Source organism: Devosia sp. ZW T5_3, assembly GCF_044987315.1.
Lineage (GTDB): Bacteria > Pseudomonadota > Alphaproteobacteria > Rhizobiales > Devosiaceae > Devosia.
In genome coordinates this window covers 13,900-40,641 of the sequence record NZ_JBJDRE010000019.1, presented here as the reverse complement: position 1 = coordinate 40,641, position 26,742 = coordinate 13,900, and the positions used below count along the sequence as shown (strand labels likewise).

Genomic DNA, 26,742 nt, shown 5'->3' with positions numbered 1-26,742 from the left:
GGGCGCTCAACACGCCACGACGTTGACAGCCAGCCCTGCCAGGCTCGTTTCCTTATAGCGCTCGGACATATCCAGCCCGGTCTGCCGCATGGTTTCGATGCAGGCGTCGAGCGGCACGGCATGGGTGCCGTCGCCCTTCAGAGCCAGAGAAGCCGCGGTTACGGCTTTGACGGCGCCGAAGGCGTTGCGTTCGATGCAAGGGATTTGCACCAGGCCCGCCACGGGGTCGCAGGTCATGCCCAGATGGTGTTCGAGCGCGATTTCGGCGGCGTTTTCGACCTGTTCGGGGGTGCCGCCCATAATAGCGCAAAGGCCAGCAGCGGCCATGGCCGAGGCCGAGCCGACTTCGCCCTGGCAGCCCACTTCGGCGCCCGAAATCGAAGCATTGTGCTTGATGATGCCGCCAATGGCGGCGGCGGTCAGCAGATAATCGCGCACGTCCTGCGGGCTGGCTGCGGCATTGAATTTGAGGAAATAGCGCATCACGGCGGGGATCACCCCGGCCGCGCCATTGGTCGGGGCGGTGACGACACGGCCGCCGCCGGCATTTTCTTCATTGACTGCCATGGCGTAGAGGCTGAGCCAGTCATTGGCTATTAGCGGGGTCAATTCATTGCGCTGCCATTGCGCATCGAGCTGCAAGAATATCGAGCGGGCGCGGCGCTTGACGTTGAGCCCGCCCGGCATGATGCCGTCCTGGGCCAGGCCCCGGTCGATGCAGGAACTCATCACGCCCCAGATTTCGTCGATGCCGCGATCCAGAGCCAGGCGCTTTGTCGTGGCTTCCTCATTGGCGCGCTTCATGGCGGCGATGGACAGGCCCGAGGCAGCGGCCATGGCCAGCATGTCCTTGGCGTGAGCGAAGGGATAGGGCACATCGGCCTGGGCGGGCGACGCATCCTTGAGCGCCTCCAATTCCTCGGCGCTGACCACGAAGCCGCCGCCAATGGAGAAATAGGCGCGGCGCAGCAGCAATTGCCCATCGGTATCGTACGCGGCAAATTGCAGCCCATTGGGGTGGCCGGGCAGGGCATTGCGCTTGTCAAAAACCAGATCGACAGCCGGCCGGAAGCGATAGGGCGCATGGCCGGGCGGATGCACCATGCCGGAGCGTTCGACCCCCGCGATAATGGCATCCATCGTATCGGGATCGACCGTCTTGGGGTCCTCGCCACACAGGCCCAGAATGACGGCGCGACCGCTGCCATGGCCGATGCCGGTATAGGCGAGCGAGCCGTGCAGGCTTGCCGTCAGCGCGGCGGCGCGGGCATTGGCCGGGCGGGGGCGATCATTGTGCTTGAGCTCATCGAGAAAGCGCCTTGCCGCACTCATCGGCCCCATGGTGTGGGAACTCGATGGCCCGATGCCGATCTTGAAGACGTCGAAAATCGATAGGAACATGGCCGTATAGTGCATGGAACGCGGCGACGCGCAACGCGACTATCGTTTCCCATTGGGCAACAGTGCGTGACGTTGAAGGGCGATTGTGCCGCGGCCTGCCTTCCCCGATATCGGAGGGCGAAGACATAAGGAGACAAGCCATGGCCGAGTATCACTATCGCGAAGGCAAGGGGGCCGATGCCGCTTCGCCGCTGTTCGTGCTGCTGCATGGTACGGGCGGGGACGAGAACCAGTTTTTCGAGCTGGGCGGGCAATTGCTGCCCGGCGCGCGGATTATTACGCCGCGTGGTGATGTCAGCGAGCATGGCGCGCTGCGCTATTTCAAGCGCACCGGCGAGGGCGTCTATGACATGGCCGACCTGGCGCTGCGGACCCGGCAAATGGTCGATTTCGTCACCGCCCGGCGCAATGAGACCAAGCCTTCGCGCGTGGTCGGGCTGGGCTATTCCAATGGTGCCAATATCCTCGCCGCGGTGCAATTTGCCGCGCCGGAGCTGTTCGACGCGACCATCCTGATGCACCCGCTGATCCCCTTCACCCCGCCGGCGGTGGATTTCGGCGGCCGCAAGGTGCTGATCACAGCGGGCCAGCGCGATCCCATGGCCTCGGTGGCGATGACCGAGGCGCTGGGCGATTATTTCACCGCCCATGGCGCCAGGACCGAATTGGTCTGGCACGCCGGCGGCCATGAATTGCGCCAGGAGGAATTGCGGGCGGCGCAGGGATTTCTGGCGGGGTAGGGGCGTTAAACCAGCCCATGCTCCGCCATTGCGCCCTGCTCGTCCGGCATCACATAGGCGAAAATCTTCGGCTCGCCTGACGCAATGGTGATGAAGTAGAAATTGGTGAAGGTCACATGGCCGCTTTTGCCTGCCTTGTTGGTATAGGCGAAATCCCAATCGACATCGGCGATGGCGTGCAACTCATCCAAGGGCGTGACCGTCAGGCCCTTGATGGTCATGTGCTTGCCGCCGACCTTGCGGTAATGGGCGAAGCCCTCGGGGATTTTCTTGCGGAATTCATTGTCATTGGGTCCGCCGAATACGCCTTGCGGGCTGGAGCCGACGAAATATTCGGCAAAGGCGGCGGCATGGCCGCCACTATCCTCGATGGGCGGGTCCTGCAAGGCGTCGTCGCTGCGTCGGCCATAATGGTCGAACAGGCGGCGCACCTTGGTTTCGAGCGGGTTCATCCTCTTCTCCTCTGCATCATGCCGCCACAACGCGAGCGGCGGCCATCGGGTTCACTGCCGGAGATTTGCGGTCATATTGCTGCCCGAAGGGGGTGATCTCAGACGCAAAAGCTGCCACAAACGGCCGGGCGATGCGCTTGCGGAGGACGAGATGAGCAAAACGATCAAACTATTGAGCGCATTGGCGATGCTGGGGGGCCTGACTGCGCCGGCCGCATTCGTCCTGCCGGCGGCCGCGGCGAGTTTTGATTGCACCAAGGCCTCCACTCCGTTCGAACATGCCATCTGCGACCGGCCCGAACTGTCGGCGGCCGATGAGGTATTGGCCAAGACCTTCGCCACCGCCATTGGCGGACTGACCAAGGATGGCACCGAGGCAATGCGGGCGGGCCAGCGGGTGTGGCTCGATTACGCCCAGCGGGTGTGCACCGACACTGCAACACCACTGACCGAAGGCGCTTACGACGATGACAGCGCGGCGTGCCTGTTGGAAAAATTCAAGGCGCGCAGCACGGTGCTGGAAGCCAGCCGGATGATTGGCGGGCATCGTTTTTATGTCGCCTCGCAATACCGTGCGATGCCCGACCCCAATGAGGCGGACGATCCCGATTCCTATTGGAAAGTGGCGAGCCACGAGCTGAGCTATCCGCTGCTCGACCATGACGACGCCATGGCCGAAAGCTTCAACGGCTTCATCAAGCAGAACTGGACGGCATTGGCTCCGGTCAATCCCCAAGACGATAGCGAAGCCAGCAGCGATTCCGTCGATAGTGCGGTGATCAAGCAGGTGCTCAATTCGCGCATTACGCTGGAAACCAGTACCTATTGGTTCGGCCATGGCGCCGCGCATGGCAATGGCGCTACCCGCTATCTGCATTATTTCGTGCCCGAGCACCGGGCACTAGCAGCCAGCGATATATTTGCCGGCGCGGGCTGGGAAAAGGCGCTGCTGGCGCTGGCCAAGACGGGGCTGGAGGCCGAGCATAGTGATTGGCTGCAAATGCCGGACGATGCGGACCTGGAGGCGATCATCATCGACCCGGCCCGCTGGAGCTTCGAGGACGCCTATGGGTTGGTGATCCAGTTCAACCAGTATGAAATCGCGCCCTATGCCTATGGCGCGCCCACCGTCACCATTCCCTGGGACCAGCTCGAAGAATTCAAGGCCGACAACCAGGATGTGGTGCGCTACGGCAGCTAGGCCCGCAGGTCCGCCCATTCGGGGTGGCGGCGGAACTGGGCCACGACATAGGAGCAGAGCGGGGTGATCTTGAAGCCCTGCTCGCGTGCATCGGCGATGGCGCGATTGACCAGCTTGGCGGCAATGCCACGGCCCTCATATTCGGGCGGCACGCCGGTATGGTCGATGATGATGGTGCCATTGGCTTCCTTGCGGAAGGTCATTTCGGCATCATAGCCCGGCGCCAGGTGGATGACATAGCGGCCCCGCGTCGGGCCGTCTTCGCGCTGCACGATCAGTTCGGCTTCACTCATCATTTGCACTCCTGTTGACGCTGCATGTGGGTTGGCCCCGTCCAAGCTCAATGGACCGCGTCGGAATTGCCCCAGCGGGCGCGGATCGAGCGGCCCAGGCCGCCCATCCAAGGGGCGAAGAACAGCAGGATGCGGCGATGATAATGCAGGCCCAGGAACAGCACAGTCAACACCAGCGCGCCTACCACGATGACCAGTTCGAGCGACAGGCCAATGGATTTGAGCCACGCCGTCAGCAGCATGCCGGGCAGGATATGGGCGGCGGCCCAGACAAAGGCCGAGGTCACATTGATCACGGTGAAATGGCCATAGCGCATGCCCATGATACCGGCGACGCCGGGGATCACCGCTTTGACGCCGGGAATGAAGCGCCCGATGAACACCGCCTTGCCGCCATGCTTGGCAAAGAATACTTCGCCCCTTGTGATCAGGTCCACATGGTTGCGGAAGGGCCACATGGTCTTGATCTTGTCCTTGAGGAAATGGCCGATCGTATAGGAGATGGCGTCGCCGATAATGGCGCCGATCACCGCGGCAAAATACACTTCCCAGAACGGCAACCGTCCCTCGGCAATAATGCCGCCCGCCATCAGCAGAACTGGCGTCGAGGGCACGAATAGGCCGAGGATGAACACGGCCTCGCCGATGGCAACGCCGAAAATGAACCAGAAGGTCAGCCAGAAATTGCCGGAAATGGCATCGAGGAAAGTCTCGAGATAGAGCGAGATCGTGTGGAAGAACTCGAACATGAACCGACTGCTCCGCAGCGCTGATAGCGGTGCGAACTGCCCGCCGGAGATTGACTTATGGCTGGTGCCGCACCCAGGCTCAAGCATGATCACACTGGAGTTATGCAATGAGTGAGCCGATTTACCACATGGTGGCATCCGGGCCACGCCCGGTGGCCCCATTTTCCCATGCGGTCGAGGTCGATGGCTGGGTCTTCGTGACCGGCCAGATGCCCACCGATCCGGCCGCACCCGACGCACCATTGGTGGAGGGGATCGAGGCGCAGACCAAGCGGGTCGTGGAGAATTTGCGCGTCGTGCTGGGCGGGATCGGGCTGGGCCTCGAGCATGTGACCATGGCCCGGATTTATCTAACGCAGTTCGAACGCGATTATGCCGCGCTCAATACCTTGTGGCCGAGCTTTTTTGAGCCAGGGAAGTTGCCGGCGCGCACCACAGTGGGGGTGACGGCCCTGGCCGTCGGCGCGTTGGTGGAAATCGATCTGGTAGCCAAGCGGCCGGCCTAGCCCTTCCTCCCCTCTCCCCTTGAGGGAGAGGGACGGCATTTCTGCGTTCAGCAGAAATGCCAGGGTGAGGGGTGCTGCGCTCGCCCATTGCTTTGATGCAGAAGGAAGAGACCCCTCATCCGCCCTTCGGGCACCTTCTCCCTCAAGGGGAGAAGGAAGAAAGAGCCAGCCTTTCGTGGGCGCGGGGGGATTTGCTTATGGGCTGCTAAGCCCCATAAGCCTTCACATTCTGCTGCTGCTCACCCAGGCCCTCGATGCCCAGCCGCATCACATTGCCGGGCTTGAGCCAGACTGGGTTCGGCTTGATGCCCATGCCGACGCCGGGCGGGGTACCGGTGGAGATGATGTCGCCGGGCTGCAGGCTCATGAACTGGCTGACATAGGCGACCACATTGGCGACACCGAAGATCATCGTTTTGGTGGAGCCGTTCTGGTAGCGGTGGCCGTCGACATCGAGCCACATGCCCAATTGCTGGGGATCGGCCACTTCGTCCTTGGTGACGAGCCAGGGGCCGATCGGCCCGAACGTATCGCTGCCCTTGCCCTTGTCCCAGGTGCCGCCACGTTCGGTCTGGAAATGACGTTCGGACACGTCATTGACCACGCAATAGCCGGCGACGTGATCGAGCGCGTCAGCCTCCTCGATATAGCGGGCTTCCTTGCCGATGATCACGCCCAGCTCGACTTCCCAATCGGGCTTGATGGCATTCTTGGGAATGATCACATCGTCATTGGGGCCGATAATGGCGCTGGTGGCCTTCATGAAGATGATGGGCTCGGCCGGAATGGGCGCGCCGGTTTCGGCGGCATGGTCGGCATAGTTGAGGCCAATGCAGATGAACTTGCCGACATTGGCGACGCAGGAGCCGATGCGCTGGCCGGCATCGAGCTTGGGCAGCACACCGATATCGGTGGCACGGATCTTGGCCAGGCCCTCGGGCGTCAGCGTCTCCCCGCCGATATCGCCGACAATGCCCGAGAGGTCGCGGATCGAGCCGTCTTCGGCCAGGATTGCCGGCTTTTCGGCACCCTTGGCGCCAACACGAAGCAGTTTCATAGGTCAGGTTCTCCAGAAATAGTCGAATGCGGCAGCTCAGCCCTTGGGGCGGATAATGCCCTTTTTGAGAATGATATTGCCGTAGAGCCGGCTTTCCCCGGTCTGCACGATGGCGTAGCCGGTCTTGACCCGCTCGTAGAAGGCAAAGCGTTCCAGCGAGGAGAGGCCCATGGCCGGCTCATGCTGTTTGATAATGGCCTCGAAGGCGTCCATTACCGGTTCGCGCTTGCCCGCATTGCCCACCACCTGCATGCAGATCGCGGCCTGATCGACAAAGTCGTCGAGCGGCATGACCGTGAGGATGGCGTCGAGCACGTCGGTGGCCGCAATGCCGTCGAGCCGCACCAAAACCGGGCCAGCGGAATCCGCCGGGTAATTGGCGTCGACAATGGCGATTTCATCGCCATGCCCCATGGCCCGCAGAATGCCCAGCAGATCGGGGCCGAGCAGCGGCGGAAGATTCTTGAGCATAAATGTCCTCCCTGGACACCGGCTGGGTGATCAGCCGAATGGAAACGTCTCCTCCTCGAGCGTCTTGCCATCGGCAAAGGGCTCGGGATTGTCGCGCGCAAAGGCGAAGAGTTCGACCATGACCGCGTCGATATGGGCGCGGATGGCGGCGATGGCCTGCTCCTGGTTCTCGGCCAGAATGCCGGCGAAAATGGCCTGGTGCTCGGCAATGGTCAGCGCCAGCCGGCGCGGCGTGATGATCAAGCGCCGGGCGCGATCCAGATTGGCCCGCGCCGAATCGATAATGCCCTTGATCTTGGAAAACCGCATCGAGCGGAAGATGATGTCGTGGAAATCGATATCGATCTGATGGAAGGCTTCGGCATCGTCGCGCGCTGCGGCATCGCGTTGCGCCGCCATATTGGCATGGAGCGCCGTGATGACATCGTGGTCGATATTGCCGATCAGCACCCGCAAGGCCTCGCTCTCCAGCGCCTTGCGGATCAGCATATATTCGCGGACATCGGCGATTTTGACCAGCGAGACGGTCGAGCCGCGCTGCGGGGCGATATCGACCAGCCCTTCGGCGGCCAAGCGCGCCAGCGCTTCGCTGACCGGAAAGCGGGAGACACCCAATTGCTCACAAATGGCTGATTTATCGATGCTTTGCCCCGGCGCCAGCGCCAGCGTGACGATCGCCTGGCGCAGCACATTGGTCACGTCCAGCGTGACGCTGCCGCGCGTCAGCGCCGTTGGGCGTGCAAGAAAATGGTAGGGACTTTCTGCCGATATCATGCTAACATGTTAGTTAGAGAAGTGATGTTTTACAATCGTCCAATAGCTCAGGATTGCGCGCAATCTGGAGGCAAAAGGGATGCAGGTAAAGCGCAGTTGAGATCCGACCCCGAAAGCCCCTCCATGTCCGAAACCCTGACCCGTCCCCAAAGCCGTACGCTGGTGTTGAACCCGGCCGACAATATTGCCGTGGCGCTTGCCAATCTGGAGGTGGGCAGCGACACCCCGCAAGGCGTCACCATCAAGCGCCGCGTGCCCAAGGGGCACAAATTTGCCACCCAGGGGATCCGGGCCGGCGAGGCCATCGTCAAGTTCGGGCAGATTATCGGCTTTGCCAAGGAAGCCATTCCGCCGGGCGATTGGGTGCATGAGCACAATTGCGGCATGGGCGGCGCCGATGGCAGCCTCAAGCACGATTATGCCTTTGCCGAAGGCGCCATCCCGCCCGAGATGATCCCGGTGGGCCAGCGCGCCACGTTCGAAGGCTATCGCCGCGCCAATGGCAGTGTCGGCACCCGCAATTATGTGGGCATCCTGACCTCGGTCAATTGCTCGGCCACCGTCGCCAAATTCATCGCCGAGGGCATCAACCGCTCGGGGATATTGGACGATTATCCCGAGATCGATGGCGTCGTGCCCTTCGTGCATGGCACGGGCTGCGGCATGGAATCGCGCGGCGAGGGCTTCGACATCCTCAAGCGCACGCAATGGGGCTATACGTCCAACCCCAATCTGGGCGCGGCCATGCTGGTCGGGCTGGGCTGCGAAGTGTTCCAGATCGGCCGGATGAAGGAAATGTATGGGATTGTCGAAAGCGACACATTCCAGACCATGACCATCCAGGAATCGGGCGGCACCAAGAAGATCATCGAATGGGGCATTGAGCGCATGAAGGAAATGCTGCCGGTGGCCGCCCGCGCCAGGCGGGAAACCATCGACGCATCCGAATTGACGCTGGCGCTGCAATGCGGCGGCTCGGACGGCTATTCCGGCATTACCGCCAATCCGGCCCTCGGCTATGCCGCCGACATCCTGGTGCGCAATGGCGGCACGGCGATCCTGAGCGAAACGCCAGAAATCTACGGTGCCGAGCATCTGCTGACCCGCCGTGCAGTATCGCGCGAGGTCGGGGAAAAGCTGATCAACCGTATCCATTGGTGGGAGGATTACACCGCCCGCAACCATGGCGAGATGAACAACAATCCCTCCCCCGGCAACAAGCTGGGCGGGCTGACCACCATCCTCGAAAAGTCGCTCGGCGCTGCGGCCAAGGGCGGCACGACGCCGCTGACCGCGGTTTATGAATATGCCGAAAAGGTCACCGAGAAGGGCTTTGTGTTCATGGACACGCCCGGCTTCGATCCGGTCTCGGCAACGGGGCAGGTGGCGGGCGGGGCCAATATCCTGGCCTTCACGACCGGGCGCGGTTCGGCTTATGGCTGTAAGCCGGTGCCCTCGATCAAGCTCGCCACCAATTCGGACATGTATGGCCGGATGACCGACGACATGGACATCAATTGCGGCGATATCGTCGAGGGCGTGTCCATCGAAGCCAAGGGGCAGGAGATTTTTGATCTCATGCTGCGCGTCGCCTCGGGCGAAGCCACGAAGTCCGAAGCCCTGGGCTATGGCGACAACGAATTCGTGCCCTGGCAGGTCGGGGCGACGATGTAAGCCGCCAGCAAGGCGTCTATTTGAGTGCATAGACTGACCCCGTCCGATCCGTGCTGCTGCGCTGGTCCCCCACGTCGCCGACTGCATAAGAGGCGAGGCGGGTGAGGCTTTGGTGGGGCAGGTCGCGGCGGTCGGGGTCGCCGATCAGTACCGCTATGCCTGCCTCGGCGCAGCGGACGAGGAAGGGCAGCATAAGCCTGGCGATCTCGGCATTGTAGAAGACGTCGCCGGCGGCGATCAGGTCGATATTTTGGGGTGGCGCGCCGCGCAAGTCGATGTCGATCAGCGGAAGGGCGACGCCGTTGGCTGTTGCATTGAGGGCGATGGCGGCGCGACCGTTGGGGTCGATTTCGGCGGCACTGGCTTCGGCTCCCAATCTCGCCGCGACGATGGCGACGAGGCCCGAGCCGGCGCCCAGGTCGAGCAGGCGTTGGCCCGCTACCAATCCGAGGTGAGCCCGGAAATGATGGGCCAAAGCCAGCCCGCCGGCCCATTGATAGGCCCAATAGGGCGCCGGCGGATCGTCCTCATCGCCAGCAAATTGCGATAGCCGGCTGCCGGAATGGGCGGTGTAAAGCTTGATATCCGGCAGGCTCGGGACGGGTTCGAGCCGCAGATATCGGGCGATGGCAGCATTGCGATCGATCAAGGATATTGCAGGCCGGTGGCGGTGACGTAGATCGACATCAAATACTGGCTCGAGGTGATGAAGAGCCGGTTGCGGGCCGGGCCGCCAAAGGCGACGTTGGAGGTGGATTGCCCGGTATGAATGCGGCCGAGCAGCGCGCCGGCCGGATTGTAGACGTTCACGCCGGGGCCGGCGCTGGTCCAGATATTGCCCTCAATATCGAGGCGGAAGCCATCGGGCAGGCCAGAATCGATATCGGCAAAGACGCCCGGATTGGTCAGCCGATCGCCATTGACGGTGAATTTGCGGATCTGGGCCGGCCAGTCTGGATTATGGCTGCGGCCGGTGTCGGAGACATAGAGCAGGCTTTCGTCGGGCGAAAAGGCCAGCCCATTGGGCTTGGCGAAATCGTCGGCTACCACGGTGAGCGAACCATCAGCCGGATCGAAGCGGTAGACATAGCAGCCCGCCTGTTCCTGGTCCGATTTATGTCCCTCATAGTCGGACAGAATGCCGTAGGGCGGGTCGGTGAACCAGATCGTGCCGTCGGATTTGACCACGACATCATTGGGGGAATTCAGCCGCTTGCCCTGGTAGCGATCGACCAATGTGGTGATGGTCCCATCGATTTCGGTGCGCAGCACGGCCCGGGCGCCATGCGAGCAGGAAATCAGCCGCCCCTGCCGGTCCCGCGTATTGCCATTGACGTAATTGGAGGGCGTGCGAAACGCACTCACGCCGCCATCGGGGACCCAGCGCAGCATGCGGTTGTTGGGAATGTCGCTCCACACCAACGCATTGGCATCGCCGAACCACACCGGCCCTTCGGCCCAGCGGCATTGGTCGTAGAGCACTTCCAAGGCGGCGCTGCCGATGGTCAGGTCGTTGAATTTGCTGTCGATGCGCTCAAGAACCCCGGCCATCGTATTCCTCCATATTTTTTGCAAGCATTTGAGAGGAAGGCCGGGGCGCTGGCAAGGCTAGCCGTTGGCACCGAGCGGAGAATTCCGCGGCGGCAGGTCGATGGAATAGATATTGTGCAGGCCGACATTGCGGATGTCGCGCTCGCCGCAGAGCGCCATGGTGATATCGAGTTCGCGCTGGATGATTTCGAGGGTGCGGGTGACGCCGGCTTCCCCGCCGGCGCCCAGGCCCCAAAGAAAGGCGCGGCCGATAAAGGTGCCCTTGGCGCCCAAGGCCATGGCCTTGAGCACGTCCTGGCCGGAGCGGATGCCGCCATCGAGATAGATATCGGTAAGATTGCCCACGGCATCGACGATTTCGGGCAGCACACGGATCGATGAGGGGGCGCCATCGAGCTGGCGGCCGCCATGATTGGAGACAATAATGGCGTCGGCGCCATGGGCGACAGCGGCCTTGGCGTCCTCGGCGTCGAGGATACCCTTGACGATGACCGGGCCACCAAAGCGCTCCTTGACCCAGGCGACGTCCTTCCAGCTCAGCGCCGGATCGAACTGATTGGCGGTCCAGGCCGACAGCTTGGAGAGATCGCCGGCATTTTCGACATGGCCGACAATATTGCGGAAGCTGCGGCGCTTGGTGCCCAGCATGCCCAGGGCCCAGCCCGGCTTGCGAGCCATTTCAAAGACGAAGCGCGGGGTGAATTTGGGCGGGGCGGACATGCCATTGCGCAAATCCTTGTGGCGCTGGCCCAGAATCTGCAGGTCCATGGTCAGCACCAGGGCCGAGCATTTGGCCGCCTTGGCGCGATCGATCAGCCGCTCGATAAAGGCGCGGTCGCGCATCACATAAAGCTGGAACCAGAACGGCTTGCTGGTGTTCTCGGCGACGTCCTCGATGGAGCAGATCGCCATGGTGGAGAGGGTAAAGGGCACGCCGAATTTCTCAGCGGCGCGAGCGGCTTTGATCTCGCCATCGGCGTTTTGCATGCCGGTGAGGCCCGTGGGCGCAATAGCCACAGGCATGCTGGCCTTCTCGCCGGTCATGGTGGTGGCAAGGCTGCGCCCGTCCATATTGACTGCCACGCGCTGGCGCAGCTTGATCTTCTGAAAATCTTCCTGATTGGCGCGATAGGTGCTCTCGGTCCAGGCGCCGCTATCGGCATAGTCGAAGAATTGCTTGGGCACCTTGCGCTTCGCCGCGGCCATCATTTCTTCGATGGTGAGAATCTTGTCGAGGGACGGCATGGCGCGGGCTCCGGGGAATGGTCTGGCGCTGGCCTAGCAACTAACATGTTAGTCGTCAATTGGCCATGCGGAAGCGCCGCCTGGTGCGGTTGTCAAATAGACGGACGGACCCCGAGACGGCTTTCGCCTCGTGATGAGTTTAAAAATGAGACGGAAACCGTCTCGGGGTGCCGGGACTTTTTCGGACGGCGCGATCGCAGACCCCAGCGTTTGCCGTAGCGCCCGCCCGATTGCCTCGTCCGCTCGACCCCGAGCGAAGCGCGACCCCCACTCCCCCGGCTGGCTTCCGGACGCTCGTCGCTGCAGCGCCGCCCGTGTCCCGGAAGATGGAGGGAGTATGGGGCAGGTTTTGGGGGTGGGGGATAAAATGGATAGGTGAGCTCTTTGCTGTCCCCCAACCACAATGTCATCCCCGCGAAAGCGGGAACCTCTGTTTGCTTTCTTCAGCATCCCGAAACAGAGGTTCCCGCTTTCGCGGGAATGACATTGTGGGGTGCATGCCACCATTGCCCTCAATGTCACCGCTCTCCCTCGGGCTTGTCCCGAGGGCCCTTCCCAATCCGGCGCAAGTGGCGAGTGGCCCTCGGGTCGGGCCCGAGGAAGAGCGGTGGGGAGGGGAGATTGGGGATGATTCTGGGATCGCTCGAACAACCACGGTGTCATTCCGGCGCAGGCCGGAATCCATGCTGAAGGCCATCCCGGCGCTGGATGCATGCGGATTGCCACGGACCTGGATTCCGGCCTGCGCCGGAATGACGCCGTGGGTGGGGTAGCTTAGGGCGCTAACCCCAGTTCGCCCGTGCCACATCGCCCTCGGTCAGCTGCTGATACACCGCCCGCGACACGGTCTTCATTTCTGCCTCGGGCAGGGTGCCTACCACTGTACAGGTGATGCGGGCATTGGCCCAATAGAAGGCTTCGGCGCCGTCCTGGCTGGCGAATTGATAGGCGGGGGCGCGGTCGGGCAGGGCGGCGGTGACATAGACGGTGATGCGCTGCTTGGCGGCGTTTTCATACATCAGCTGGGCGGCGCGGCCGCCGCGACTGGGTTCGCCCGGCAAGAGGCGCCCGCCCACCAGCGTAAAGCCTTCGGCACTCAGATCGGGCATGCCCAGATTGGTGTCGAGACGGTTGGAGAGCCAGCTGGACAGGTGCTCGCTATCGCTGCCGGGCACTTCCACGGCATGCCGGTTTTCGGCGACGAACACCGTGTGCGCATTGACCGCGTCGGCAATCAGATATTGGCTCGATGGCTCGGCATCAAACAGCGGTCGGGCAAACCAGCCGGCGCCCAGACCCAGGCCGACCAGCACCAATGCGGCGGCGGCCCAACCAAAAGCACTGCTGCGGCGGCGACCCAGCTCAGCCGCTATGCGGCGGGGCCGCAGGCGGGCGGGTACGGGTTCGGCGCCGGCCGGACCAAACAGCGTGCGCAAGGCATCGGACTGGCGCTGCCAGGCGGCGATTTCGGCGGCGAGATCGGGATTGGCGGCCAGATGGGCTTCCACCGCAGCGCGCTCGGCTTCCGGCAATTGCCCATCGGCAAAGGCCAGCAATCTATCGCTGGTGAACTCGCTCATTTGACCGTCCTCAGATGCGGCTCGGCCGGGTTGCCGGTGGCTAGCCGCAGCGCCGCACGGGCGCGGCCCAGCCGGGACATCAACGTGCCGAGCGGAATCTTCAAAATGTCGGCGGCCTCGGCATAGGGGAGGCCCTCCAATGCAACCAAGAGAATGGCTTCCTTCTGTTCAAGCGGCAGGGTTTCGATGGCGCGTGCCATTTCGGCCAGCGCGATATGGCCGGGCTGGGGCGCGGGCGCTCCCGGCTCGGCAATGGCGTCCATGGCCAGGAACGTGCCGTGCCGGCGCGTGGCGCGCAGGCTATTGCGATAGAGATTGACCAGGATGGTGAACAGCCAGGCGCGGACCTCGCCACTGGGGCGAAATAGTCCGCGCCGGGAAATGGCGCGTTCCAGGCAATCCTGCACCAGATCATCGGCCAGATCGATATTGCGCGTCAGCGCCCGGGCATAACGCCTGAGGGCCGGCACGCAGGCTTCGATCTGGTCGAGAAAATCTTGCAAGGCCGGGAATCCAGAACCTTATTCGACGGCAAGATGCCAGACGCCGCCGACGCCGTCACCGGTGATATCGCCCGGCTTGGCATCGCTCTTCCAATAATACAGCGGCCAGCCCTTATAGGCCCACATCTTGGAGCCATCGGTGCGGTCGACAATGGTGAATTCGCCTTCGGGCTTGGCCGAAGCATCCGCCATGAGCGGGGGCCAGTTGACGGCGCATTGCTCGTAGCAATTGGTGACGCCGGGAGCGTCCTTGTCGAAGATATAGAGCGTCATGTCATTGGGGCCGGTCAGCACGGTCTTGCCGCCGATCTCGGCGGATTTGACGGCGCCGCCGACATAGTCTTCGGCAAAGGCGGGGGCGGCGAACAGCGCCAGCACGGCAGCGCCAGCCAGGACAGAACGAAGTTTCATTTGGTATTCCCTCCGAGTTGCGGGGTCTTTCCTTGAAGGCCCTCGACCCCAACAACACCGCTCGGCCCGGTTTAATCCGCAGCACCCAAAATATTTCTATCGGCTGGACGAATACGGCGGGGCCGCACTGGTGACAGCAGCTGCAAAAATGATATTGGCTGGCTCCGCGCCAGCGGGGCGCCCGGTGCCTGGAGGTCAAATCTATGTTCGTGGTGAGCGGCGAAAGCCTGATCGATCTGGTGTCCGAGCCGCGCGGGGCGGATGGATCCATCGTCATGCAGGCCCATCAGGGCGGCTCGCCCTATAATTGCGCCATCGCGCTCTCCAAGCTGGGCAATGATACGGGTTTTTTGTGCCCCATTTCCAAGGACGGGTTCGGCTCCTATCTGCTCGAGCCGCTGGATGCTGCCGGAGTGACGCCCCTGCTCAAGGAGCGGGTGTTCGCGCCGACCACATTGGCGGTGGTGACGCTGGATGCGCAGCGCAAGGCGCAATATGAATTTTACCGCAATGCCGACCATGCCTTTACCGAGGCGGGGCTGATCGCGGCGCTGCCCGAGCAGATCGAGGTCTACCAGACCGGCGGTTTCTGCCCGATCCTGCCCGAGGATGCGGCGATCTGGCTGCAGGTGATCAAGGCGGCGATTGCCCGGGGCGCGACGATCACCATCGACCCCAATGTGCGGCCATCTTTGGTGGAGGATTTCGAGGGCTATAAGCAGCGGCTCAGCCAATTCCTCGATCTGGCGCATCTGGTGAAGGTGTCCGAGGAAGATCTGGCCGAACTCGACGCAGAAAAGAGCATCGAGCAGCATGCCGCCGATCTGCTGGCGCGGCCTAATTGCGAACTGGTGGTGGTGACGCTGGGCGAAAAGGGCTCGCGCGCCTTTACCGCTGCCGGCGAAGCCCGCGCCGATATCTATTCCCCGCCGTTCTTTGGCGACACGGTGGGCGCCGGCGATAGTTTGATGGCCGGCATTTTGACCTGGCTGCACGAGGCGGGGGATCTCAAGCCGGGCAGGCTCAGGCAGCTCGACAGTGCGGCCTTGGCGACCACGCTGCGTTTCGGCGCGGTGGTGGCCGGGCTCAATTGCGCCGAGCAGGGCTGCAAGCCCCCGACCCGGGCGCAGGTCGATGCGGTGCTGGCGGCATAGAAGACTTCAGCGCCGGACGGAACCTGCGGGCACGCGCCCTAGTTGAAGCAGCAGCTTCTCCTCAAGGACACCTCAGCATGAAAACGCCCGCCATCAAGCTCGCTTCCAGCAATGCCAAATCCGCCATCATCGATATCCTCAATGGCAGGCTGGCCGACGCCATCGATCTGGCGCTGATCACCAAGCAGGCGCATTGGAACCTCAAGGGGCCTAATTTCATCGCCGTGCATGAAATGCTCGATCCGATGCGCGCCAGCATCGACACCCATGTCGACATCATTGCCGAGCGCATCGCCCAGCTCGATGGCATTGCCCTGGGCACCAGCCAGGTCGTCGCCAAGGCCAGCAAGCTCGAGCCCTATCCCACCGATATCCGCAAGACCGCCGACCATCTGGCGGCGCTGGCCGACCGCTATGCCGCCCTTGCCAATCAGGTCCGCGCGGATATCGACGCCACCGACGAAGCCGGCGATGCCGACGCGGCCGATATCCTCACCGCCTTCTCCCGCGACCTCGATAAAAATCTCTGGTTCATCAAGTCGCATCTGGAATAGGGCAGGCACCGCCACCTTTACGCCACCGCTCTTGCACCCTACCTTTCCTGGGCGCATGCCCAGGAGACTGAAATCTTGCCTCACGATATCGTCGGCCACGCCATTGTCTCTGCCGATGGCAAGATCGCCACGGCCGATGGCGCCATGCCGGCCGAATTGCGCAACGCGCTCGACTGGCAGCGCTTCCAGACCCATCTTGATCGCGCGAGCCTGGTCGTCCTCGGCCGCCCGGGCCACGAGCGCAATCCCAATCCGGGGCGCAAACGTCTGGTGGTTACCTCCACCGTTGGCGACCTGGCGCTCGATCCGGCCGACAAGCATGCCCATTTCTGGAACCCGGCGGGCCTCTCCTTCGATTCGGCGCTGACCGCCCTGGGCATTGCCGAAGGGACGATCGCCATTACCGGGGTGTTCGACCTGTTCCGCGAGCGCTTCACCGCCTTCGATCTGGCCGAATCCAATGTGGTGCTGATCCGCGATGGCCAGCCCTGTTTCAGCACCGGCCATCCCCGCCTCGTGCTGGCGGATTGCGGGCTTTTCCCCGTCAGTTTCGAAGCGCTCGACCCCGAGGCCAATGTCACGCTGACCCGCTGGCGGCGCCTGCCGGATAGCGAACTCCTATGATTTCCTATAGCTGGATTGGAAATCTCCTATAGGACTTTTGTAAATCCGCTTGCAGCCAGTTTGGAATTATGCAAATGTGACCTTGTTAGGGCAGCACGACTGTCCTATCTGACGCGTCGCCCCGCTCTCCGCGGCCAGCACGCACGCTGGTCCGGCTGGCCCGCTTCATGTGAGCGGAAACGGATAGGCGGGGTTGAGATACAACCCGAATTGAGCGGCCATTTGGATGCAGCGCCGCTCCCCACGCATGGACGTATTTGGCAATGCGAGCCGTACTGTAGTAGTACGACCCGCCTGAACACTGCGCCCACCAGAGGACGAGACCGCATCCATAAGCCCCAACGGGCACCATCAGGATGCACACGACATAGCGACAGAGCCCGGCAACGGGCGCGATCAACAAGCGAGGAACAACGATATGGCACACGCGCGGAACGGACAGCTTACTCCGGTCACCACCAAAGCCACCAATCGCAAAACCTTGATTGAGCATGCTCGCCCCGTCACTGGTCGTCCCGAGGCGCAGGGTCTTTACGATCCGGCCAACGAACATGATGGCTGCGGCATCGGCATGATCGCCAATATCAAGAACAAGCCCAGCCATGAAGTGGTGGAAAAGGGTCTCGAAATCCTCGAGAACCTGGAACATCGCGGCGCCGTGGGTGCCGATCCGCTGATGGGCGACGGCGCCGGCATTCTGGTGCAGACTCCGCATGGCTTTTTCAGCCAGGTGCTGGATTTCCCGCTGCCGGAAAAGCACCACTATGCCGTGGCCATGCTGTTCTATCCCAACATTGTCGCCCTGCGCGACAAGTGCGCCGAAGCCGTGCGCGGTGTGCTGGCCCGCGAAGGCCTGACGCTGCTGGGCGAACGCGTCGTCCCCACCGATAATTCGGCCCTCAGTGAAGGCGTCATCGCCACCCAGCCGATCATCGAGCAGATGGTGATTGCCCGCCCGGCCGGCCTGACGCTGGACGAGTTCGAGCGCAAGCTGCTGATCGTGCGCAAGGTGATTTCCAACACCGTCTATGCCGCCATTCCCGAAAGCGATGGCGACAATGGCTTTTATGTCGTCTCCATGTCGGCGCGCACGCTGGTCTATAAGGGCATGTTTCTGGCCTTCCAGCTCAAGGCCTTCTTCCCGGACCTGTCCGACGAGCGCTTTGAATCCGCCATTGCCCTGGTACACCAGCGTTTTTCGACCAACACCTTCCCCAGCTGGAAGCTGGCCCATCCCTATCGCATGACTACCCATAATGGTGAAATCAACACCATTCGGGGCAATGTGAACTGGATGGCGGCCCGTCAGGCTTCGGTGTCCTCGCCGCTGTTCGGCGACGACATCACCAAGATCTGGCCCATCTCCTATGAAGGCCAGTCCGACACGGCCTGCTTTGACAACGCGCTCGAATTCCTCGTGCGCGGCGGCTATTCGCTGCCCCACGCCGCCATGATGCTGATCCCCGAAGCCTGGGCCGGCAACCCGCTGATGGACGACACGCGGCGCGCTTTCTACGAATATCACGCTGCCCTGATGGAGCCGTGGGACGGCCCCGCTGCCATGTCGCTATCGGACGGCCGCTATGTCGTGGCCACGCTGGACCGGAACGGGCTGCGCCCCGCCCGCTATCTCGTGACCCGCGAAGGCCATGTTGTGCTCGCCTCGGAATCCGGCGTGCTGGATATCCCGGACGAGGACATTGTCGAACGCTGGCGCCTGCAGCCGGGCCGCATGCTGCTGCTTGATCTGGAGGAAGGCCGCATCATCTCCGACGAGGAGATCAAGCGCACCCTCGCCACCAAGAACCCCTATGCCGAATGGCTCGCCCGCAGCCAGATCGTGCTCGAGGACCTGCCCGAGACCGAGCCCAAGGCTCCGGTCACCAGCGAAAGCCTGCTCGATCGCATGCAGGCCTTTGGCTATACCCAGGAAGACATCAAGCTGCTGATGGCTCCCATGGCCACCACCGGCCAGGAAGCCGTCGGCTCGATGGGCACCGATACGCCCATCTCGGCGCTGAGCGATAAGTCAAAGCTGCTCTACACCTATTTCAAGCAGAACTTCGCCCAGGTCACCAATCCGCCCATCGATCCGATCCGCGAGGAATCGGTGATGAGCCTGGTGAGCTTCATCGGCCCGCGTCCGAACATTTTTGATCTGGAAGGCGTGTCGCACCAGAAGCGGCTGGAAGTTCGTCAGCCCATTTTGACCAATGAGGATCTCGAAAAGATCCGCGCCATTGGCGACATGGAAGACAACCAGTTCAAGACCAAGACGATCGACATCACCTATCCCGCCGATATGGGCGCGGTGGGCATGGAAGCGGCTATCTCGGCCATTTGCGAAAAGGCCGAGGCCGCCATTGCCGGCGAGTACAATATCATTGTGCTCTCCGATCGCCTCGTCGCGTCCGACCGCATCGCCATTCCCGCGCTGCTGGCCACGGCCGCCGTGCATCACCACCTGATCCGCAAGGGGTTGCGCACCTCCTCGGGCCTGGTCGTCGAAACCGGCGAAGCCCGCGAAATGCACCATTTCGCCATGCTGGCCGGCTATGGCGCCGAAGCCATCAACCCGTACCTCGCCTTCGAAGCGCTTGCGGCCCTCCAGGCCGAAGGCGAGTTCCCGGCCGAGGTCGATGCCTCCGAAGTGGTCTATCGCTACATCAAGTCGGTCGGTAAGGGCCTGCTCAAGGTCATGTCCAAGATGGGCATTTCCACCTACCAGTCCTATTGCGGCGCGCAGATTTTCGACGCGGTCGGTCTCAAGACCGATTTCGTCAAGCGCTTCTTCTTCGGCACCGCCACCACCATTGAAGGCGTGGGCTTGGTCGAAGTGGCCGAGGAAACCGTGCGCCGGCATCGCGATGCCTTTGGCGACGATGTGGTGCTGCGCAAGGCGCTCGATGTGGGCGGGGAATATATGTACCGCATCCGCGGCGAAAAGCATGCCTGGAGCCCCGACGTTGTCGCGGACCTGCAGCACGCCGTTCGCACCAAGGATGAAAGCCCCGAAACTGCGCAGGATCGCTACAACAGCTTTGCCGAACGGGTAAACACCGGCGAAAACGGCTACCTGGCCATTCGCAACCTGTTCGATATCAAGCCGCTCGGGGGGGCCGTGCCGCTTGAGGAAGTCGAACCGGCAGTCGATATCGTCAAGCGCTTCGTCACCGGCGCCATGTCCTTCGGCTCGATTTCGCGCGAAGCCCATACCACCCTTGCCCAGGCGATGAACCGCATTGGCGGCAAGTCGAACACCGGCGAAGGCGGCGAGGAACCCGATCGCTATAAGCCGCTGCCCGATGGCAGCCAGAACCCGCTCCGCTCTGCCATCAAGCAGATCGCCTCGGGCCGCTTCGGCGTCACCGCCGAATATCTGGTCAATGCCGATGCCCTCCAGATCAAGGTTGCGCAGGGTGCCAAGCCCGGCGAAGGCGGCCAATTGCCCGGCCACAAGGTCGATTGGATCGTCGCCAAGACGCGCCATTCGACCCCCGGCGTGGGCCTGATCAGCCCGCCGCCGCATCACGATATCTATTCCATCGAAGATCTCGCCCAGCTCATTTACGATCTCAAGAACGTCAATGAGCAGGCCGATATCTCGGTCAAGCTGGTCTCCGAAGTCGGCGTCGGCACTGTTGCTGCCGGCGTTGCCAAGGCCCGTGCCGACCACATCACCGTCTCCGGCTATGATGGCGGCACCGGCGCTTCGCCCTTGACCTCGCTCAAGCATGCCGGCGGACCGTGGGAAATCGGCCTGGCTGAAACCCACCAGACGCTGGTGCTGAACCGCCTGCGTTCGCGCGTCGTGCTGCAGGTCGATGGCGGTCTCAAGACCGGCCGTGACGTGCTGATCGGCGCCCTGCTCGGCGCCGACGAATTCGGCTTCTCGACCGCGCCGCTGATCGCGGCCGGCTGCATCATGATGCGCAAGTGCCATCTCAACACCTGCCCGGTTGGCGTCGCCACCCAGGACCCGGTGCTGCGCAAGCGCTTCAAGGGCACGCCCGAGCATGTCATCAACTACTTCTTCTTCATCGCCGAAGAACTGCGTGGCCTCATGGCTGAGTTGGGCGCGCGCAATCTCAAGGACCTGGTCGGCCGTTCCGACCTGCTCGATCAGAAGCGCCTCAAGGATCATTGGAAGAGTGAAGGCGTCGATTTCACCAAGCTGTTCTACAAGCCCGAGCCGATTGGCGGGGACACGCTCTATCACTCCGAGTTCCAGAACCACCATCTGGAAGCCGTGCTCGATCGCAAGCTGATCGAGCTGGCCCAGCCGGCTCTGGACAATGGCACCCCGGTACAGATCGAGCTGCCCATCCGCAGCCGCGATCGCTCGGCCGGCGCCATGCTGTCGGGTGCGCTGGCCCGCAAGTATGGTCATGAAGGCCTGCCGGACGACACCATTTCGATCAAGCTGACCGGCACGGCCGGCCAGGCCTTCGGCGCCTTCCTGGCTCGCGGCATTTCCATCGACATGGTGGGCGACGCCAATGACTATGTCGGCAAGGGTCTGAGCGGCGGCCGCATCGTCGTGCGCCCCTCCGACAAGGCCACCTTCGTGCCGGAAAAGTCGATCATTGTCGGCAATACCGTGCTCTACGGCGCCATTGCGGGCGAGTGCTACTTCCGTGGCGTGGCCGGCGAACGCTTCGCCGTCCGTAACTCGGGCGCCGTCGCGGTCGTCGAAGGCACTGGCGATCATGGCTGCGAATATATGACCGGCGGCGTCGTCGTCGTCATCGGCCAGACCGGCCGCAACTTCGCTGCCGGCATGTCGGGTGGCGTGGCCTATGTGCTCGACGAAGACGAGACCTTCCGTGACCGGTGTAACCTGGCCATGGTCGATCTCGAGCCCGTGCCCGAGGAAGAAAACCTCATGCAGAAGCTCCACCATCACGGTGGGGATCTCGAATGGCACGGCCGCGTCGACATTTCCGGCGATATGACCCGGCACGACGACGAGCGCCTGCACCAGCTCATCTCCAACCACCTGCACTATACCGGCTCGACCCGCGCCAAGTTCATCCTCGACAACTGGGTCGAGATGCGCCCCAAATTCGTGAAAGTGATGCCGGTCGAATATCGCCGCGCCATCCGCGAAATGGAAAAAAAGCGCGCCAGCGGCACCATGGGCATGGCGGCGGCGGAATAGAATGGGGGAGGTCGGTGTCATGACCTCCCTGTTCCACCGCCAGAGCAGTTTCAACCACCGGGTCCTTCCCGCGCCAGCGGGAACCCATCCGGGCGAAGAGAATAAGATGATGCAAATCTATGGCGACCTTGCGTCAGGCAATTGCCTCAAGGTCAAGTACATCGCTGACGCAATCGGCCAGCCCTATGTCTGGCACGATGTCATCGCCAGGACCGGCGCCACGGCGACGCCGGAATTTCTGGCGCTCAACCCTGCTGGCCAGGTGCCCGTTGTCGTGCTCGACGATGGACGCCCGCTGGCGCAGTCCAATGCCATCCTGCGCTATCTGGCGCTGGGCTCCCGCTTTATTCCCAGTGATGCCTATGAGGCCGCCAAGGTGGACGAATGGCTGTTCTGGGAACAATATAGCCACGAGCCGACGGTGGCGGTGGCGCGCTCCCGTATCCGCTACAATGGCCAGACCTTTGCGACCCTCGATGCGGATCTGGTGGCCCGCGCCAACAAGGCGCTCGACCGGCTGGAACAGGCATTGGCCGGCAGCACGTTCCTGGTCGGGAACACCATGAGCATTGCCGACATTGCTCTGCTGGCCTACACCCGCCTGGCTCCCGAAGCCGGCTTTGATTTATCTGGGCGGCCCGCGCTGTTGCGCTGGATTGCGGCCTGCGAACAAGAACTCGAACTACCTGCCGTAACGGCAGCGAATTAGGGGCACGATATGGGTAAGGTAACAGGTTTCCTCGAGATCGAGCGTGAAGAGCCCCGGTACGAACCGGCGTCCGATCGCATCCGCCATTTCGGCGAATTCACCGTGCCGATGTCGGAAGGCCGCGTGGTCGACCAGGCGGCGCGCTGCATGGATTGCGGCATTCCGTTCTGCCATGGCGATACTGGCTGCCCGGTCAACAACCAGATCCCGGACTGGAATGACCTCGTCTATAATGGCGATTGGGAAGAGGCGGCGCGCAACCTGCACTCGACCAACAATTTCCCCGAATTCACCGGCCGCATCTGCCCCGCCCCCTGCGAGGAAGCCTGCACGCTCAATCTCGAAGATACGCCCGTCGCCATCAAGACGGTGGAACAGGCCATTGCCGACCGCGCCATCCGCTCGGGCTGGGTCAAGCCACAGCTGCCCAAGGCCAAGACCGGCAAGTCGGTCGCCATTGTCGGCTCCGGTCCCGCCGGGCTCGCGGCCGCTCAGCAACTCGCCCGCGCCGGCCACGATGTTCATGTCTATGAACGCGAGCCCAAGGCCGGTGGCCTGATGCGCTATGGCATTCCCGACTTCAAGATGGAAAAGGACCATATCGACTTCCGCGTCAGCCAAATGGAAGCCGAGGGTGTCACTTTCCACTATGGTGTCAATGTCGGGGTTAACAGTCCGCTAACCGATTTGCAGCAGAAGCACGACGCGGTGCTGCTCGCCGGCGGCTCGGAAAAGCCCCGCGATGTCGATGCCGAAGGCACCCATTTCAATGGCGTGCACTTCGCCATGCCCTTCCTCGTGCAGCAGAATCGGCGGCTCGGCGGCGAGGATGTCAGCGAAGAAATCCAGCTCACGGCAGCCGGCAAGCATGTCGTCGTTGTCGGTGGTGGCGATACCGCAAGTGACTGTGTTGGCACGTCTTTTCGGCAGGGCGCCATTGCCGTGACCCAGCTCGACGTGCGCGCCCAGCCGCCCGAGCTTGAGAACAAATTGACCAATTGGCCCAATTGGGCGGTCAAGATGCGTACCTCGTCCAGCCAGGCCGAAGGCGCCATCCGCGAATTCGCCGCCGGCACGATGAAGATCATCGGCAATGCCAAGGGCCAGGTCACCGGCGTCGAATGCGCCCGCGTCGATCGCAAGCGCCAACCCATTGCCGGTACTGAGTTTATTATCAAAGCGGACCTCGTCCTGCTGGCCATCGGCTTCGCCCATCCGATCCACGAAGGCATGCTGACCGAACTGGGCGCCCAGCTCGACAAGCGCGGCAATCTCTTCGCCGACACGCTGAGCTACAAGACCACGGTGCCCAAGGTCTACGCCGCCGGCGACATGCGCCGCGGCCAGTCCCTGGTCGTCTGGGCGATCCGGGAAGGGCGCCAGGCTGCTCGCTCCATCGACTTCGATCTGATGGGCAAGACGGACCTGCCGCGCTAAAAACAATGGGGCAGCCAAGGCTGCCCCATTCGACTAAAACCCCGTAATCACTGGGACTTAGCGCCCGCTGGCATTCTCGACCTGGTTTGCAGCTGGATCGATTCCCACGCCAAATGCATCCACCCGCCCGATCGGCGCGGCCACCAATTCGTCCAGCGTAAAGGCCGGTGCGGCAGGCGCGCCTGCCGCGGTCAGCAACTCCCCGGCCCGCTGCGGCGCCCGGCTCAGCGGGATCACCGCCCCCGCCACTTCGAGCAGCCGGATCTGCCCAAGTCCTTGATAAGGCGGGCGTAACATCGCTGCCGCATCGGTTCCCAGCAGCGGATCGCCCACCGCCACACTCACTCCGCTGCCGCGGTAGAAGGTGCGGATGGTCTGGCTCAGGTAGAATGCCAGTTTATCCGCGCCAGCCGCCGAAAAATGGATGCCGTCATCCTTGCGCATCAGCGCATTCTGCCCGCTGACATCAGGCCCATAGGAGGAATATTTGCCGTCCTCGCCCAGAAATCTCTCATAGATATCAAGGAATTCGGCGCCGCCGGAAAAACTGGCCAGTTTCTGGATATTGCTGATCTGGGTCATCGCGGTGGAATAATCGCCCTTGGCCATGGGCGGCAATCCCACCCAGATCACCGGCTTGCGCGCCGCCCGTAATTGACCCAGAAAATCAGCAATCCGCGCCTGATAAGCCGCATTCCATGGCTCGCTCAGCGCCGCATAGGAGCCGATATCCTGCCGGTCGTTGATCCCCATGATGACCACGGCGAGATCAAAACTATCGGCGGCGATCTGCTCGCCAATCGCCTTGTCCCAGTCGAAATAATCGGCCCGCACAAAGCCTGACGAGCCCACGCCCTGGCCGATTACCACCAGATTGGGGTCCTCGGCATAGAACCGCTCCAGCGCCTTGGCCAGGTCCACCGCCAGCGAATCCCCGAACACCGCCAGCCGTGTAGCGTCAGCCGCCTTCTCGATCTGCGGCTTGGGCGGCGGCAGGCTGGCCCGCGGTGCCGACGGCTGCGAACGCGGTTGCTGGCGGGGCTGTTGGCGTGGCTGCTCCACCGGCGCCTGCGGCTGGTCATCGCCAAACAGCAGGTCAAACAAAGTCCGCCGTCGCTGTTGCTGAGCCACCACGAGCGTCTCGTTCTGGGCAAAGGCCGGCGCCACGTCGATCAGGACGAGCAAAGCCACCATGATTGCCACAACAAGCCGCTTCATTTCAGTCTCACGCATCTTTCGCGCTGTTTTAGCAAAGCCGGGCGACAAAACCACGCCTGTCGCCCCAATGTTACCGCGTCGCGGCCGCCAGTGCTTCATAGGACGCCCGGGTGATGAAGCCATCGGCCACCTCGCCCCGCGCCGCCTGGAACCGCGCATAGGCCGCCTGGCTGATCGGCCCGATCCGCCCATCCACCGCCCCGCGATAGAGCCCCAGATCGATCAACGCCTGCTGAATGGCCTTACGCTGCGCCAGATTCGGGAACGCCGTGCTGCGCGGCCAATCCTGTACAAAGCTGCCGACGCCCTTGAGCCGGTCGGTCATATGCGCCACGCTCATGGCGTAGCTATCAGAGAAATTGTAGCCTTTGAGCACCAGATAATTCCCGGTCATCAGGAATTTCGGGCCCTCCTTGCCCGCCGGCACATAGAGAAACACGGGCGTGCGCGCATCGGCAAAAGCCCGCCCATTGGCCCGAGTTACACCACGCTCGGCAAAGAACGAGATGGGTCGCAACTGCTCCCGGTCGGCCAGCAGATAATCAAACCCCGCCGGCAAGACGACCTCAAAGCCCCAATCCACCCCGGGCTGATAGCCCAGATCGCGCAGGAACTTGGCTGACGTCGCCAGGGCATCGGCCAGCGAATTGTGCAAGTCGATCCGCCCATCGCCATCCCCGTCGGTGCCATGCGCCACCACGTTGCTCGGATTGACCTGCAAATGCCCGATGGCTCCCGCCCAGGACCCCACCAGATGGGATGCGTCGAGCGGCCCACGCTGCACCAAAAGCAGCGCTCCGATCAGGTCGGCCTCATCCTCCACCAGCCGCGTCCGCCGCTGATGCACCAGCGTCGCCAGCGAGCGCACGATAGGCCGGATCAGGCTGGCATTGCCCAGCACGGTGCCATAATCGGTTTCCATGCCCCAGATGGCACCCAGCACATAGGGATCAACGCCGTAGCGCTGCCCGACACTGCTGAAGAGGTCGGCATTGCGTGCCAGTGCCGCCTTGCCCCGCTCGATCCGCCCCGCGGTCACCCTTCCCTCGATATAGTCCCACATCGGCGTGGTGAATTCGGGCTGGCTGGTGACCAGATCCGGCACGCGCGGGTCCGGCGTCAGCCCCGTCATGGCCGCATCATAGGTGGCCGCGCTCACCCCCGCTGCCAGAGCCTTGGCGCGGAAATTGGCGATGAAGCTAGCAAAGCTCTCGACCGGCTGCGCCTGAACGGAGGCGACCATCAGCAGCAAAAACAGCCCGATCGGGCGAACCATG

The 26,742-nt window shown here is 62.7% G+C and carries 25 protein-coding genes; 10 read left to right on the top strand and 15 right to left on the bottom strand.

Annotated elements, in window-relative coordinates; all coding sequences use genetic code 11:
* Positions 1-6: 6 nt before the first annotated feature.
* Complete coding sequence (locus ACI3KW_RS20015; RefSeq protein WP_404849585.1) at positions 7-1,401, bottom strand: L-serine ammonia-lyase; 1,395 nt, start codon at positions 1,399-1,401, stop codon at positions 7-9.
* 140 nt (positions 1,402-1,541) lie between these two features.
* Between ACI3KW_RS20015 and ACI3KW_RS20010 the strand changes: the two genes are divergently transcribed.
* Complete coding sequence (locus ACI3KW_RS20010; RefSeq protein WP_404849553.1) at positions 1,542-2,141, top strand: alpha/beta hydrolase; 600 nt, start codon at positions 1,542-1,544, stop codon at positions 2,139-2,141.
* A gap of 5 nt (positions 2,142-2,146) precedes the next feature.
* Here ACI3KW_RS20010 and ACI3KW_RS20005 read toward each other — a convergent pair whose 3' ends face one another.
* Complete coding sequence (locus ACI3KW_RS20005) at positions 2,147-2,593, bottom strand: hypothetical protein (protein WP_404849552.1); 447 nt, start codon at positions 2,591-2,593, stop codon at positions 2,147-2,149.
* A 151-nt stretch (positions 2,594-2,744) separates the two neighbouring features.
* Here ACI3KW_RS20005 and ACI3KW_RS20000 point away from each other — a divergent pair, with 151 nt between their 5' ends.
* Complete coding sequence (locus ACI3KW_RS20000; RefSeq protein ID WP_404849551.1) at positions 2,745-3,794, top strand: DUF3298 domain-containing protein; 1,050 nt, start codon at positions 2,745-2,747, stop codon at positions 3,792-3,794.
* Here ACI3KW_RS20000 and ACI3KW_RS19995 read toward each other — a convergent pair.
* Complete coding sequence (locus ACI3KW_RS19995; RefSeq protein WP_404849550.1) at positions 3,791-4,087, bottom strand: GNAT family N-acetyltransferase; 297 nt, start codon at positions 4,085-4,087, stop codon at positions 3,791-3,793. The two genes, ACI3KW_RS20000 and ACI3KW_RS19995, sit on opposite strands and share 4 nt — an antisense overlap.
* 47 nt (positions 4,088-4,134) lie before the next feature.
* Positions 4,135-4,836, bottom strand: a complete 702-nt coding sequence (locus ACI3KW_RS19990) for a DedA family protein (protein WP_162740464.1) — start codon at positions 4,834-4,836, stop codon at positions 4,135-4,137.
* A 107-nt stretch (positions 4,837-4,943) separates the two neighbouring features.
* Between ACI3KW_RS19990 and ACI3KW_RS19985 the strand changes: the two genes are divergently transcribed.
* Positions 4,944-5,342 (top strand): RidA family protein, encoded by a 399-nt coding sequence (locus ACI3KW_RS19985; protein ID WP_404849549.1) that lies wholly within the window; start codon positions 4,944-4,946, stop codon positions 5,340-5,342.
* A gap of 205 nt (positions 5,343-5,547) precedes the next feature.
* Here ACI3KW_RS19985 and ACI3KW_RS19980 read toward each other — a convergent pair whose 3' ends face one another.
* Genes ACI3KW_RS19980 through ACI3KW_RS19970 form a run of 3 tightly spaced genes read right to left on the bottom strand, consistent with a single transcriptional unit; the run spans position 5,548 to position 7,644 of the window.
* On the bottom strand, positions 5,548-6,399 hold the full coding sequence (locus ACI3KW_RS19980) for a fumarylacetoacetate hydrolase family protein (protein ID WP_404849548.1): 852 nt from the start codon (positions 6,397-6,399) through the stop codon (positions 5,548-5,550).
* A 36-nt stretch (positions 6,400-6,435) separates the two neighbouring features.
* Positions 6,436-6,870: an RbsD/FucU family protein gene (locus tag ACI3KW_RS19975; RefSeq protein ID WP_404849547.1), complete on the bottom strand. Its 435-nt coding sequence runs from the start codon at positions 6,868-6,870 to the stop codon at positions 6,436-6,438.
* A gap of 30 nt (positions 6,871-6,900) precedes the next feature.
* Complete coding sequence (locus tag ACI3KW_RS19970; protein WP_262171451.1) at positions 6,901-7,644, bottom strand: GntR family transcriptional regulator; 744 nt, start codon at positions 7,642-7,644, stop codon at positions 6,901-6,903.
* A 123-nt stretch (positions 7,645-7,767) separates the two neighbouring features.
* On the opposite strand from ACI3KW_RS19970, the gene ACI3KW_RS19965 reads away from it, so the two are divergent.
* Complete coding sequence (locus ACI3KW_RS19965; protein WP_404849546.1) at positions 7,768-9,318, top strand: UxaA family hydrolase; 1,551 nt, start codon at positions 7,768-7,770, stop codon at positions 9,316-9,318.
* 16 nt (positions 9,319-9,334) lie between these two features.
* Here the strand turns inward: ACI3KW_RS19965 and ACI3KW_RS19960 are convergent, their stop codons facing one another.
* The 6 genes from ACI3KW_RS19960 to ACI3KW_RS19935 form a co-directional block, all read right to left on the bottom strand.
* A complete protein-coding gene (locus ACI3KW_RS19960) occupies positions 9,335-9,967 on the bottom strand; it encodes a class I SAM-dependent methyltransferase (RefSeq protein WP_404849545.1) in 633 nt (210 codons plus the stop codon).
* Positions 9,964-10,869 carry an SMP-30/gluconolactonase/LRE family protein gene (locus ACI3KW_RS19955; RefSeq protein WP_404849544.1) on the bottom strand — a complete coding sequence of 302 codons (906 nt, stop codon included), beginning with the start codon at positions 10,867-10,869 and terminating at the stop codon, positions 9,964-9,966. The genes ACI3KW_RS19960 and ACI3KW_RS19955 overlap by 4 nt, the downstream gene beginning before the upstream one ends.
* Positions 10,870-10,926: 57 nt before the next feature.
* Positions 10,927-12,114, bottom strand: a complete 1,188-nt coding sequence (locus tag ACI3KW_RS19950; RefSeq protein WP_404849543.1) for an L-lactate dehydrogenase — start codon at positions 12,112-12,114, stop codon at positions 10,927-10,929.
* Positions 12,115-12,896: 782 nt separating this feature from the next.
* Positions 12,897-13,694, bottom strand: a complete 798-nt coding sequence (locus ACI3KW_RS19945; RefSeq protein WP_404849542.1) for an anti-sigma factor family protein — start codon at positions 13,692-13,694, stop codon at positions 12,897-12,899.
* The gene (locus tag ACI3KW_RS19940) at positions 13,691-14,197 is read right to left on the bottom strand and encodes a sigma-70 family RNA polymerase sigma factor (RefSeq protein WP_404849541.1); all 507 of its coding nucleotides are present in this window, start codon (positions 14,195-14,197) and stop codon (positions 13,691-13,693) included. Before ACI3KW_RS19940 ends, ACI3KW_RS19945 begins: the two co-directional genes overlap by 4 nt.
* An 18-nt stretch (positions 14,198-14,215) precedes the next feature.
* Positions 14,216-14,608 carry a hypothetical protein gene (locus tag ACI3KW_RS19935; RefSeq protein WP_113123895.1) on the bottom strand — a complete coding sequence of 131 codons (393 nt, stop codon included), beginning with the start codon at positions 14,606-14,608 and terminating at the stop codon, positions 14,216-14,218.
* A 203-nt stretch (positions 14,609-14,811) separates the two neighbouring features.
* Here ACI3KW_RS19935 and ACI3KW_RS19930 point away from each other — a divergent pair, with 203 nt between their 5' ends.
* The 6 genes from ACI3KW_RS19930 (at position 14,812) to ACI3KW_RS19905 (ending at position 24,247) form a co-directional block, all read left to right on the top strand.
* The gene (locus tag ACI3KW_RS19930) at positions 14,812-15,762 is read left to right on the top strand and encodes a carbohydrate kinase (protein WP_404849540.1); all 951 of its coding nucleotides are present in this window, start codon (positions 14,812-14,814) and stop codon (positions 15,760-15,762) included.
* Between the two features lie 77 nt (positions 15,763-15,839).
* Positions 15,840-16,316 (top strand): DNA starvation/stationary phase protection protein Dps, encoded by a 477-nt coding sequence (gene dps, locus ACI3KW_RS19925; RefSeq protein ID WP_404849539.1) that lies wholly within the window; start codon positions 15,840-15,842, stop codon positions 16,314-16,316.
* 75 nt (positions 16,317-16,391) lie between these two features.
* Positions 16,392-16,940 carry a dihydrofolate reductase gene (locus tag ACI3KW_RS19920; protein ID WP_404849538.1) on the top strand — a complete coding sequence of 183 codons (549 nt, stop codon included), beginning with the start codon at positions 16,392-16,394 and terminating at the stop codon, positions 16,938-16,940.
* A 418-nt stretch (positions 16,941-17,358) separates the two neighbouring features.
* On the top strand, positions 17,359-22,101 hold the full coding sequence (gene gltB / locus ACI3KW_RS19915; protein ID WP_404849537.1) for a glutamate synthase large subunit: 4,743 nt from the start codon (positions 17,359-17,361) through the stop codon (positions 22,099-22,101).
* Between the two features lie 109 nt (positions 22,102-22,210).
* On the top strand, positions 22,211-22,810 hold the full coding sequence (locus ACI3KW_RS19910) for a glutathione S-transferase family protein (RefSeq protein WP_404849584.1): 600 nt from the start codon (positions 22,211-22,213) through the stop codon (positions 22,808-22,810).
* A 9-nt stretch (positions 22,811-22,819) separates the two neighbouring features.
* Positions 22,820-24,247 (top strand): glutamate synthase subunit beta, encoded by a 1,428-nt coding sequence (locus ACI3KW_RS19905; RefSeq protein ID WP_404849536.1) that lies wholly within the window; start codon positions 22,820-22,822, stop codon positions 24,245-24,247.
* Positions 24,248-24,304: 57 nt separating this feature from the next.
* Here ACI3KW_RS19905 and ACI3KW_RS19900 read toward each other — a convergent pair whose 3' ends face one another.
* Positions 24,305-25,465, bottom strand: coding sequence for a DUF459 domain-containing protein (locus tag ACI3KW_RS19900; RefSeq protein WP_404849535.1), 1,161 nt, complete (start codon positions 25,463-25,465; stop codon positions 24,305-24,307).
* A gap of 70 nt (positions 25,466-25,535) precedes the next feature.
* Entirely contained in the window at positions 25,536-26,741 is a 1,206-nt protein-coding gene (locus tag ACI3KW_RS19895; RefSeq protein WP_404849534.1) for a lytic murein transglycosylase, read from the bottom strand.
* Position 26,742 lies beyond the last annotated feature (1 nt).